This window comes from Mesorhizobium sp. M0011, from assembly GCF_040324155.1.
GTDB lineage: Bacteria > Pseudomonadota > Alphaproteobacteria > Rhizobiales > Rhizobiaceae > Mesorhizobium.
In genome coordinates this window covers 137,777-149,324 of the sequence record NZ_JAMYVQ010000002.1, presented here as the reverse complement: position 1 = coordinate 149,324, position 11,548 = coordinate 137,777, and the positions used below count along the sequence as shown (strand labels likewise).

At 64.0% G+C, this 11,548-nt stretch carries 13 protein-coding genes; all 13 read right to left on the bottom strand.

The window, feature by feature from the left end; all coding sequences use genetic code 11:
- Positions 1 to 6: 6 nt before the first annotated feature.
- Positions 7 to 1,026, bottom strand: a complete 1,020-nt coding sequence (locus tag NKK51_RS03095; protein WP_352551129.1) for a nucleotidyltransferase family protein — start codon at positions 1,024 to 1,026, stop codon at positions 7 to 9.
- A 63-nt stretch (positions 1,027 to 1,089) separates the two neighbouring features.
- The gene (gene dhaK / locus NKK51_RS03090) at positions 1,090 to 2,076 is read right to left on the bottom strand and encodes a dihydroxyacetone kinase subunit DhaK (protein ID WP_352551127.1); all 987 of its coding nucleotides are present in this window, start codon (positions 2,074 to 2,076) and stop codon (positions 1,090 to 1,092) included.
- An 89-nt stretch (positions 2,077 to 2,165) separates the two neighbouring features.
- Positions 2,166 to 2,588 (bottom strand): hypothetical protein, encoded by a 423-nt coding sequence (locus tag NKK51_RS03085; protein ID WP_128302874.1) that lies wholly within the window; start codon positions 2,586 to 2,588, stop codon positions 2,166 to 2,168.
- 11 nt (positions 2,589 to 2,599) lie between these two features.
- Entirely contained in the window at positions 2,600 to 4,186 is a 1,587-nt protein-coding gene (gene ptsP, locus NKK51_RS03080) for a phosphoenolpyruvate--protein phosphotransferase (protein ID WP_352551125.1), read from the bottom strand.
- Positions 4,170 to 4,472 (bottom strand): HPr family phosphocarrier protein, encoded by a 303-nt coding sequence (locus NKK51_RS03075; RefSeq protein WP_352551124.1) that lies wholly within the window; start codon positions 4,470 to 4,472, stop codon positions 4,170 to 4,172. Before NKK51_RS03075 ends, ptsP begins: the two co-directional genes overlap by 17 nt.
- 21 nt (positions 4,473 to 4,493) lie before the next feature.
- The gene (gene dhaM / locus NKK51_RS03070; RefSeq protein ID WP_013528085.1) at positions 4,494 to 4,883 is read right to left on the bottom strand and encodes a dihydroxyacetone kinase phosphoryl donor subunit DhaM; all 390 of its coding nucleotides are present in this window, start codon (positions 4,881 to 4,883) and stop codon (positions 4,494 to 4,496) included.
- Positions 4,880 to 5,482 (bottom strand): dihydroxyacetone kinase subunit DhaL, encoded by a 603-nt coding sequence (dhaL, locus tag NKK51_RS03065; RefSeq protein ID WP_352551122.1) that lies wholly within the window; start codon positions 5,480 to 5,482, stop codon positions 4,880 to 4,882. The genes dhaM and dhaL overlap by 4 nt, the downstream gene beginning before the upstream one ends.
- Positions 5,483 to 5,554: 72 nt before the next feature.
- A complete protein-coding gene (locus NKK51_RS03060) occupies positions 5,555 to 7,198 on the bottom strand; it encodes a dihydroxyacetone kinase subunit DhaK (RefSeq protein WP_352551120.1) in 1,644 nt (547 codons plus the stop codon).
- Positions 7,199 to 7,253: 55 nt separating this feature from the next.
- Entirely contained in the window at positions 7,254 to 8,267 is a 1,014-nt protein-coding gene (locus NKK51_RS03055; protein ID WP_023811616.1) for an ABC transporter ATP-binding protein, read from the bottom strand.
- Positions 8,260 to 9,372: an ABC transporter ATP-binding protein gene (locus NKK51_RS03050; RefSeq protein WP_023811617.1), complete on the bottom strand. Its 1,113-nt coding sequence runs from the start codon at positions 9,370 to 9,372 to the stop codon at positions 8,260 to 8,262. Before NKK51_RS03050 ends, NKK51_RS03055 begins: the two co-directional genes overlap by 8 nt.
- Positions 9,373 to 9,374: 2 nt before the next feature.
- A complete protein-coding gene (locus NKK51_RS03045) occupies positions 9,375 to 9,581 on the bottom strand; it encodes a hypothetical protein (RefSeq protein ID WP_352439744.1) in 207 nt (68 codons plus the stop codon).
- Complete coding sequence (locus NKK51_RS03040; protein WP_352551118.1) at positions 9,578 to 10,528, bottom strand: carbohydrate ABC transporter permease; 951 nt, start codon at positions 10,526 to 10,528, stop codon at positions 9,578 to 9,580. Before NKK51_RS03040 ends, NKK51_RS03045 begins: the two co-directional genes overlap by 4 nt.
- Complete coding sequence (locus NKK51_RS03035) at positions 10,525 to 11,472, bottom strand: carbohydrate ABC transporter permease (RefSeq protein ID WP_352551116.1); 948 nt, start codon at positions 11,470 to 11,472, stop codon at positions 10,525 to 10,527. Before NKK51_RS03035 ends, NKK51_RS03040 begins: the two co-directional genes overlap by 4 nt.
- Positions 11,473 to 11,548: the final 76 nt, after the last annotated feature.

The window sequence follows — 11,548 nt, the reverse complement described above, 5'->3', positions numbered from 1 at the left end:
GTCAAGTCAGGCTACTTGCGGCCTGGCCTTGGCCAATCTCTGGATCCACCGGAAGGCGTCGCGGCGCAGGCGCGAGCCCAGTCTGTCCCTGGAATTGACGCCGAGCAGCGTATTCGTGGTGATCAACCGCTTGGCCAGCCGTATCGAGAGATCGGGCTTGATCCGGGCGGCGAGTTCAAGCGCTCGGCTCTCCTTGAACAATTGGCCCGTCACATCGAGCACAACAGCCAGTTCGAGTCCGATGCCGGTCATGCGGGCAGCATCGAACAGGCATGTTTCCGCTTCCGGCGACTGCAGCGCCCGCACCCCTTGCAGCACGTCGACGCAAAGCTGCAGCCGGTGGAATTTGTGGCCGCCGGCGGCGTGAACGATGGCGATCGTCAGAAGAGCCGCCGGCGTGTCGGTCGCGTCGCCGTCGATGGCGCGCAATTCTGGGAAACCCAGCGACAGGCGCCGCCGCATGCCGGTGTCATGCACGAGGTCGCCATGCAGTTCGACCAGCAGGCTGGAATTCTCCTTTTCGAGCCATTTGAATTCCTGCAATTCGTAGGATTCGGCCTCGTTGCTGCCAAGCTCGAAGCCGCATGCCGCGATCACCCGGTTTGCCCTGGCCAGATTGGCGGGTTCGACGAGGATGTCGATATCGGTGAACGGCCTGTCGGCGACGTTGCGGTAGAGCTTTCGCGCGAAGGCCGGCCCCTTGACGATCCGCGCCGGAATATTGTCCGCCGCCAGTCCCTTCATGATGCGGTCGCCATGATACTTCAACAGCATCGACTGGCCGGTGGCGATCGTCGCTTTCTGGCGCAGGTCCTCCAGTTTGTCTCCCAACTCCTGATCCGATGGCAGTTGCGCGTCGCCGCTGAGCTTGCGCAGCATGATCGGCAGGACGCCATGGAATTCGGCGTTGTCGAGCAGCGACATCAGCGTCTTTGCCGACAAATTATCGACGTTGACAGTCGGCGCTTCCGGATCTGCGTAGCGCAGCAGCAGCTTTTCTTCGGCAGGGGTAAGGGGTGGCAGCATCAACCCGGACAATGTTGCGATTGAAGGGAAAGATGTTGCAGAAAAGCAGGGTGGAAGCCAGCTTTACATACCCCAGCGCAGCGCTGCCGTGTGTACCGGCGCATCCCAAAATCCGGTCGTCTCGTCGTCGAGCATGGTCAGCGTGATCGAGCAGCCGGCCATGTCGAGCGAAGTGACGTAGGAGCCGACCAGCGAACGGGCCACCGTCACGCCACGCTTCTCGAAGATCAGCCGTGCGCTGTTGTACATCAGATAGAGTTCCATCAGCGGCGTGCCGCCGAAGCCGTTGACGAACAGCAGCGCCGGACCCTTCGCCCTGTCCCCGAGATCGCCCAGGATCGCGGCACAGATCTCCTGCGCGATCGCATCGGCGCTTTTCAACGTGTCGCGCCGGCGGCCGGGCTCGCCATGGATGCCGACGCCGAACTCCATCTCGCCATCGCCGATGCCGAAAGTCGGCTTGCCCGCCGCCGGCACGGTGCAACTTGTCAGCGCCACGCCCATCGAGCGGGTTGCCGTGTTGACGCGGTCGCCCAGCGCCTTCAACGGCGCCAGCGCCAGGCCATGTTCGGCCGCCGCGCCGACGATCTTTTCCACCACCAGCGTGCCGGCGACGCCACGCCGGCCCGTCGTATAGGAAGAATTCTCGACGGCGACATCGTCATTGGTCACGATCTGCTGGACGCCTTCCGACATCTCGGCCGCCATGTCGAAGTTCATCACGTCGCCCTCATAGTTCTTGACGATGAACAGGCAGCCGGCGCCGGTGTCGACGGCTTGCGCCGCCGCCAGCATCTGGTCCGGTGTCGGCGAGGTGAACACCTGGCCGGGGCAGGCGGCGTCCAGCATGCCGTGACCGACAAAGCCGCCATGCAGCGGCTCGTGGCCGGAGCCGCCGCCGGAGATCAGCGCCACCTTGCCCGGCCGCAAGGTCTTGCGCCGGATGAATTTGTGCGCGTCGCCAAGCACCAGGATGTCGGCATGGGCGGCCACGAATCCGTCGAGGCTCTCGGTCAGCACCGTGTCCACCGAGTTCATGAACTTCTTCACGATCGTCTCCTCCCGAAATAGGCCTTCCAAACAATTCCAGGAAAAGCGTGTCGCGTTTTTTCCGGAATTGCGTAAAACAAAGCGTTCGATCAGCTACCCTTGCCGGTGATGCTGGTGATCTTCTGGATGAAGTCGTTTACCGCTTTGTCGAGCGCGGCGTTCTGCTTGTCGTCGCCGAAATCCGGCACGATCAGCGAGACATGCCGCGTCTTGCGCATGCCTGATGCGATCGACATTTTTCCCGGATGCGCCTGATGGTAGGCGGCGAGAAACTGGTCACGCTCGGCCGGGCTGAAATGGCACACCGAAAATATAGCCGGCAAATGTTTTGACGGAATCGGGATCGAATAGGCCGGGCTGGAAATCTGCGTGACGAAGCTGCGGTGCTTGCCGAGCGCATCGGCAAGGCGCTGGCGCATGCCGGATGGGCGCTGGTCGATGACGTGCGACAGGATCGTCTTGTAGGCGCGGATCGCCTCCTCGGAGCCAGGTTCGGGTTTGATGTCGACCATGCCAGCCGCGCCTAGACAGAAACGTCCGCGATGGCTGCCTTGGCCATGGCGAGTTGCGCCGGAGCGACGGAAAGATCGCGCAGGCCGGCCTCGAGCAGTGACGGTATCGAGGCGGGATCGCCGCCGGCATCGCCGCACAGGCTGACCGGTATTTTTTCTCGTTCGCCAAACGCGGTCACGGCAGCGATCAGCCGCAGCACGGCTGGATGACGGACCGAATTGAGATGGGCCACGGCAGCGTTGTCGCGGGCGGCCGCCATGACATATTGGGTGAGGTCGTTGGAACCGATCGAGAAGAAGGCGGCCTCTGTAAAGGCTTCCGGCACGATCGCCACCGAAGGCACCTCGACCATGATGCCGAGCGGCGGCATCTTGTTCGCGATACCGCGCGCGGCAAGTGCTGCCTGTTCCTCGGCGAACATCGCCGCTGCCTGTCGGTATTCCTCCACAATGGCGATCATCGGGAACATCACTTTCAGACTGCCATGCACGGCGGCGCGCAGCAGCGCACGGATCTGTACACGAAACACCTCCGGTCTTGCCAGCGACAGCCTGATTCCGCGTTGGCCGAGGAACGGATTGCTCTCGTCGACCGTGAAGCCTGGCACCGGCTTGTCGCCGCCGGCATCGACGGTGCGGATCGTCACCGGCTTGTCGCCGGCCCACTCCAGCACCTTGCGGTAGGCGCGATACTGCGTCTCCTCATCCGGCAGCGACTTGCCGAACAGGAATTCGGTGCGCATCAGGCCGACACCGTCGCAGGTGGCGATGTCGATGCCGTCGACTTCGGACGGGTCGGCGATGTTGACCTGCACGCGTACCGGCGTGCCGGTCCTGGTCGCCGCCGGCCGCGCCAGGAAAGTCCCGGCTTGGTCGCGGCGCACCGTGAACGACGAAGACAATTGGCGGAAGGCGTCGATTTCAGCCTTGGACGGCAACAGCACGATGCCGCCATGTTCGGCATCGAGCAGTGCAATGCCGGAAAAGTGAGCCGGCAAAGCACCAAGCCCGACTATCATGGGCACGCCGCGCGAGCGCGCCAGCATGGCGACGTGGCTGGCTGTGCTGCCCGCCTTCAGCGCGATGCCGCCGCCGCTGCTCCAGTCGGATTCGAGAAAGCGCGTCGGCGCGATGTCCTCGCCGCAGAGAATGGCGCCGGCTGGAACCTGGACGTCACCAGCCTCGGTCAGTGCCCGCAGCACCTGATCCCTGATGTCGCGTATGTCGGCGGCACGTGCGCGAAAGTAATCCTGGTCGGAAGCATCGTAGCCGGCGATTTCGGCGTCGAGCGCCTGCCGCCATGCCTGATCGGCCGGCTGGCCGGCGTGGATAGCGGCAAAGGCCGGGCTGCTCAGCGCATCATCTTCCAGCATGGCGATCTGGAACTCGAGGATGTCGGCGGCGTCGCCTTCAGCCGCGTCTATCAATGCGGTGAGGCGGCCCGCCGCGATGGCGATTGCGGTTTCGAGCGCCGCCTTCTCGTCGTCGGCCGTTTCTTTGCCGACATAGGAGCCGACAGTCTGGTCGAGATCGAACAGCGGCCCTTCGGCATAGCCGGCCGAGGCCGAAATGCCTTGCAGCCTAAGCGGTTCGGACATGGTCCGTGCCTTCGTCGAAATCGCGGCGCACCAGCTCGACCAGCGCATCGACGGCATCATCGGCGCCGTCGCCGCTGGCCCTGATATGCAGCAGCGTGCCTTTCGGCGCCTTGGCCGCCATCACCTTGACGATGCTCTTGGCGTCGAACCATGGCCCGTTGGCGGCCAGCGCTATTTCCACCTCGGCGGCGAAAGTCTTGGCCAGCTTGGTGAACTTCACCGAAGGACGCGCGTGCAGGCCCACCTCGTGGGTGACGACAACGGTCGCTTTGGCGGATGCGGACATGTCTTCAAGCTTCCCGTTCACTCACGACGGCGACAATTCGTGCGCCGTCGCCACCACTTCCCTGAGCGAGGCGCCGCCTGAGGCCTCGGTCGCCGCCATCACCGCGCCTTCGACGATCGGCGCGTTGCAGACGATGATCTTGTGCGAGCGTGGCTCGCCGATCATCTCCACCGCCATTTCCGAGTTGGTCTCGGCACCGCCGAGATCGACCAGAATGGCGACACCGGCTTCCGACCAGGCCTTGTCGATGGCGCCCATGATCGCCTCGACATTGGTGCCGAGCCCGCCATGGCCGTTTCCGCCGCACCATGCAAGCGGCACTTCGTCGCCCACCATCTGTCGCACCATGTCGGCCGTGCCCTCGGCAACCAGCGGCGAATGCGAAACGATGACGATGCCGACATTGCTCATGGCTGACCTTCCAACGTTTCGACGATCGTGCGCACCAGAAGCGCGGTCGAACGTGCACCGGCATCCATGTGGCCGATCGAGCGGTCGCCAAGGAACGAGGCGCGGCCACGCAAGGCTTTCATAGGCACGGTCGCCTCGGCCGCCGCGTCGGCGATATCGGCGATTTCAAGAGCTGTCTTTCCCTGCGGCAGCGCGTCATGCACCGGCTGCAGCACGTCGAGCAGGGTTTTTTGTCCGATCTGCGATTTGCCCCGCGCGGCCACCGCTTCGATCGCCTTGCCGAACGCTGCCGTCAGATTGGCGCGATTAGGCGCCGCTGAAATCTCCTTGCCGAGCGCCAGGAACAGGGTGCCGAATAGCGGGCCGGAGGCGCCGCCGACCGTCATCACCAGCTTGGTGCCGATCGCCTTCAGGGCATCGGGCAGCGGTTTGGCCGAAAATGCTTCGGCTTCGGCGCGCACGGCCTCGAAGCCGCGCTTCATGTTCAGCCCGTGGTCGCCGTCGCCGATCGCCTGGTCGAGCGCCGTCAACTCCTCGGCGTGAGCGGCAATGGTATCCGCAGCGGCCGCGATCAGCCGGGCAAGGTTCAATGCCGCCATGTCACCCGCATTCCCGGTTTCCATGCCGCCCGCAGTATCGAAAGAACGCTCATTCGACAACTGGAGCATGAATCAGGCCGCTTCGTGGAGCGCGGCCGCCGCCGCGAAAACCTCGGCCACTGCATAGGCGCCGGGGTCGGCCACGCCTTGCAGCTTGCTGCCGACATAGGCGGACCGCCCGGATTTTGCCCTGTCCATGGCAGCGGTGGCCTCGGCACCATGGCGAGCCGCGATAGCCGCTTCGTCCAGGCTCTTGGCATCGAGCGCTCTGAGGGCAGGCTCCAGGGCATCGACCATTGTACGATCCCCCATCCTTGCGCCGCCATAAAAGGTCATCCGCTCAAGGCCGGCAAGCAGCGCCTTGGCCAAGCTCGCGCCGCTATCCAGAGCCTGCGCCGCCGCCGTGAAGAAGATCGACAGCAGCACGCCGCTGGAGCCGCCCATCGAGGCGCTCAGAATGTCGCCCATCGCGCCAAGGGTCGCCGCCGGCTCGGCAAGCGGCAGCGCATCAAGCCGCTCGAGGATGCTGCGCGCGCCGGTCGCCACCGTCGAGCCCGTGTCGCCGTCGCCCGCCTTGGCGTCGAGCCCGTTCAACGTGGTTTCCAGCGCGATCAGTCGTTCGCAGATGGTGACGAGAAGAGAGCGGGTCCGTGCATCCTGGCTGGGCTTGCGTGCCGCGCTCTGTCCGGCCGCTTTCGCCATCGGCACCACGGCAGGCGGCACAACCGGCTTTGCCGGCATCCAGGCGTGCGGACCGACCGGCGCCTGCAAGGCCGTCTCGCGCGCGGGGTCGAGCCGGATCAGCGACAGCGAGAAGCCGTTCATGTTGAGCGCCGTCATCAGCGGGCCCGGGCCGATCGCCAGCTTGATGGTTTTGGCCAGCGGCGAGGCAAGCACTGCGTTGGCGATAACGGACATTTCGAGCGGCGGCACCGAACCGAGATTATTGATCAGCAAGGCGTGGCCGGCCCTGGGATCAAGCCGTGCCGCTAGGCGCGCCGCCATGATCGCCACCAGCCTGTCGGCGCTCTGCACCGCAATCCGCTCGACGCCCGGCTCGCCATGGATGCCGAGGCCGAGCTCGCCATCGTTCTCGCCGAACCTGTCTTCGTGCGGCTGGCCGGGAATCGAGCAGGACGACAGCGACATGCCGAGCGAAACGATATCCTTCGCAGCCGCCCGCGCCGCTGCCGCAACTGACGCAAGATCGTGGCCGGTCTCCGACAAATGGCCTGATATCTTGTGGACGAACAAGGTGCCGGCAACGCCGCGCGGCTGGGCAATGTCGGGCAGCGCGATGTCGTCGGCGACGATCACCATCTCGACGGCAAAACCCTCGGCGCGCGCCTTCTCTGCCGCGAGGCCGAAATTGAGACGGTCGCCGGTGTAGTTCTTGACGATCAGCAGGCAGCCGGCCGAACCGGTGACCGCGCGAATCGCTGCCAGCACCGCCTCGACGCTTGGCGAGGCAAAGATCTCGCCCGAAACCGCCGCCGTCAGCATGCCCTTGCCGACGAAGCCGGCATGGGACGGTTCGTGCCCGGCCCCGCCGCCGGAGACGACGCTGACTTTCGTCCTGTCCCAGTCGGTGCGCAGGATGACCTTGATCTCGGGATAGCCGTCGAGGCGCGCGAGATCGCCGGAGCCAATGGTCCGTAACAGGCCGTCGAGCGCCTCGGTGACGATCGTTTCCCTGCGATTGAAAAAGTGCTTCATCGAATTCGTCCCGTACTGGCAAAGTCAAAACCGGTGCTGAATCACCGAAAACCGCTCACATCAATCGCTGTCCATCGGCGTCGAAATACAGCGGCGCCCGGTAGCGGATCACCACTCTGTCGCCCTGCGCCAGATCCGTGTCGGGATCGGTCAGCGTCACCAGTTTCTTGGTCCCTACCGTCACATGCAAATGGTTCTGATCACCGAGATGCTCCACCCAGTCGACAACGCCGTCGGCGTGACCATTCGCGGCCTTCGCGATCGAAAGATGTTCGGTGCGCGCGCCGATCGTCTTGGTCCCGGCCGGTGCGCCGCCGTCAGGCAGCAGTCCGGTTGGCAGAAGATTGATCGCCGGCTGGCCGAGCCTTGCCGCGACATGCAGGTTTGCCGGCTCGGAATAGATGGTGCGCGGCGAACCGATCTGCACCAGCACGCCATCGGCAAGGATGCCGATACGGTCGGCCATGGTCATCGCCTCGATCTGATCATGCGTGACATAAAGCATGGTGGCGCCGAGTTCGGTCTGGATGCGCTTCAGCTCGAGCCTGAGATCGCCGCGCAGCTTGGCATCGAGCGACGACAGCGGCTCGTCCATCAGGTAGATCGAGGGCTTGCGCACCAGCGCCCGGCCGATGGCAACGCGCTGCATTTCGCCGCCCGAAAGCTTGGTCGAGCGATTGGCGAGCTTGTGATGGATGCGCACCATCCTGGCCACCTCCTCGACCCGGCGGCGGATCTGCTCTTCCGGCATCTTTCGGGCCGGTGAGCGCAGCGGGAAGGCGAGATTGTCGAACACCGACAGATGCGGATAGAGCGAATATTGTTGGAACACAAAAGCCGTGTCGCGCTCCGCCGGCGACAGTGTCGTGGCATTGTGTCCGCCGATCTCGATCGTGCCGGTATCCGGCCGTTCCAACCCGGCGATGAGCCGCAGCGTCGTTGTCTTGCCGGCCCCGGTCGGCCCGAGCAGCACGACGAATTCACCATCTGCTATGTGCAGGTCGAGGCCGTCGACGGCGACATGGTCGCCGAAACTCTTGGTCACGTTCTTGATGTGCACCTCAGCCATGCTGGGCCCTCCGCTCCGAGGCGACATCGTGGATCGCGGTTCTCACCGCGCGGCCGGACCCCTTCTCGAACAGCGACAGCCGCGCGCTGCTCAGCGTCAGGCCGACATGATCGCCGGTCGAGAGCCGGATTTCAGCCGGCACGCGCGCCTTGATGATGCCGTCCGCCGTCTCCACCGCGACGATCTGCGTGGTGCCGAGATATTCGGTGCCATAGATGGCGCCACGCAGCTTGGAGGCGTCGTCGAAGCGTATGTGCTCCGGGCGGATGCCGAGCGCCATGTCGCTCGGTGCGATGTCCTCGCGCACCTCCGGCACCGCCACCTTTGCACCTTGCACGATGATCTCCCTGGCGCCCTTGGCGAGTCCGCCGCCAAATCCCAGAAAGTTCATCGGCGGCGAGCCGATGAAGTCGGCGACGAACATGGTCGCCGGGCGGTCGTAGATTTCGCGTGGGCTTCCGAATTGTTCGATGACACCATGGTTCATCACCGCGATCTTGTCGGCCATCGACATCGCTTCCATCTGGTCGTGCGTGACATAGACCGTCGTGGCGTGGATGCGGTTGTGCAGCTCGCGCAGCTCGCGGACCATCAGATCGCGGAATTCGGTGTCGAGCGTGCCGAGCGGCTCATCCATCAGGAAGCATTTTGGCCGCCGCACGATGGCGCGGCCGAGCGCGACGCGCTGGCGGTCGCCGCCGGCCAGGCCGGAGACGGATTTGTTGAGCAGATGGTCGATGCGCAGCAGCTTCGCCGTCTCCTCGACACGGGTGCGGATTTCGGCCGAAGGCATGCCTTGCGCCAGGAGCGGGAAGCCGATGTTCTTGCGCACATTCATGTGCGGATAGAGCGCGAAGAGCTGAAAGACGAAGGCGATGTCGCGCTCGCGGGCCCGCAGCATGGTGACGTCGTCGCCGCCGAGCAGGATCTGGCCGCCGGTCGGCAATTCGAGCCCCGCGATCATGCGCAAGGTCGTCGTCTTGCCGCAGCCGGACGGGCCGAGCATGACGAAGAACTCGCCATCCTCGACAACGAAGTTGGAATCCTGCACGGCGACGAAATCGCCGAAGGCCTTTCTCAGGTGCTGGACGCGGATTTCGGCCATGATTATTCCGGGAATTTCGAGACGATGATGAACATCACGGTGCCGGCGAGCATGGTGATGAAGGAGTAGGTGTAGAGCGACAGCACGAAGGGCTGGAATAGCATCAGGAAGCCGATGGCGATCAGCGCCGTCGCGATGTTTTCCATCAGCCCGCGCCGTGCCCAGACCGGCCAGCGCGATTTGCGTTTATCAGGCTTGGTCAGGCTCATTTGCGCACCGCGCCGAAGGTGATGCCGCGCAGCAATTGTTTGCGAAGCAGGATGGTGAAAACCAGGATCGGCACCAGGAAGATCGTCGTGCCGGCCGCTACCGCCGGCCAGTCCTGGCCGCCTTCGCCGATGATGGTTGGGATGAAGGGCGGCGCAGTCTGCGCGGTGCCGGAAGTCAGGAGTGCCGCGAACGCATACTCGTTCCAGGCGAAGATCAGGCAGAAGATGGCGGTCGCTGCAATGCCGGTCGTCGCTTGCGGCAGCACCGTGCGCCAGAAGGCCTGCAGCCGCGTGTAGCCGTCGATCATCGCCGCTTCTTCATATTCGCGCGGGATCTCATCGATGAAGCCTTTCAGCAGCCAGACGGCCAGCGACACGTTGACCGCTGTGTAGAGCAGGATCATGCCGAGCGCGGTGTCCGACAAGCCAAGCTCGCGGTACATCAGATAGATCGGAATGGCGACGGCGATCGGCGGCATGAAGCGCGTCGACAGGATGAAGAACAGGAGGTCGTCGGCGAGCGGCACCTTGAAGCGCGAGAAGCCGTAGGCCGACAGCGTGCCGAGGAACACGGCGCAAAAGGTCGAGCCGAAGGCGATGATCAGCGAATTGACGAAGCGCGGCAGGAAGTTGGACGGACCGGCGATCACCATGTTGCGCTTGCGCGTGGTCTCGTCGCAGAAGCCCGTCGCCGGGCCCAGCGAGTTGATGTATTCCGGCGTCTGCCGGGTCCGCGTCGTGAACAAATTGCAGTAGCCTTCGAGGCTGGGCTGGAACAGGATCTTGGGCGGATAGGCGATCGAATCCGGCGGCGTCTTGAAGCTGGTGGCGAAGATCCACAGCAGCGGCACGATCGAGATCAGCGCATAGGCAATGATGATCGCGCCGGCGATGCGCTTCGAGTTGCTGCTCGGTGCGACGACCGAATGGGCTGTGGTCAGGCTCATCTCTGCTTCACCTTGTTGAGCGCTTTGACGTAGATGTTGGCGAGGCCGAACACCGCGACGAACAGGATGATGGCGAAGGCAGAGGAATAGCCCGTGCGCCAGCTCTCGAAGGCCTGCCGCTTCAGCGTTATCGAGGCGACCTCGGTGGTGGAGCCCGGCCCGCCGCCGGTCAACAGATTGACCATGTCGAACATCTTGAAGTTCTCGATGCCGCGAAACAGCACAGCCAGCATGATGAAGGGCAGCGCCATCGGCAGCGTGATCGACCAGAATTGCCGCCAGTTGGAGGCGCGGTCGACCTCGGCCGCCTCGTAGATGTATTCGGGGATGGAGCGTAGGCCCGCGAGGCAGATCAGCATCACGTAGGGTGTCCACATCCAGGTATCGACGATGATGATCGACCAGGGCGCCAGCGAGACGTTGGAGAGCATCTGGATATCGGTTGGCGGGATCCGCGTGACGAAGGATATGGCGTAGGCGAACAGGCCGATCTGCGGCTCGTAGAGGAAGCGCCAGAAATTACCGACCACCGCCGGCGACAGCATCATCGGCACCAGGATCAGCGTCGTCCAGAAGGCATGGCCGCGGAACTTCCGGTCGATCAGCCAGGCCAGCGTGAAGCCGATCAGCGTCTGCAGCAGGATGGTCCAGAACACGAAATGCGCCGTCGTCTGCATGGCGATCCAGATATCCTTGTCGGCGAGGATGCGCTGGTAGTTCGCAAAGCCGAGGTTCTTCACCACCTCGTTCGGGCGGTTGGCCCGGTAGTTGGTGAACGACAGATAGATCGCCCAGAACAGCGGAAAGATGTTGATGGCCAGCAGCAACAGGATCGTCGGCGAGATGAACAGCCAGGCGAGGCCCTTGTCGCTGATGCCCCGGACCTTGCGGGCCAACGGCTCCGGGGTCGCCCGAGCAACGTTCTCCGCGGTCCGATTGAGCATGGTGAGTCCTGCTTCGGTCACTTGGTCGTCTCTGTCATGGAATTTATCTGAACTGCGTCCCGTGCCAAGGGCGGCA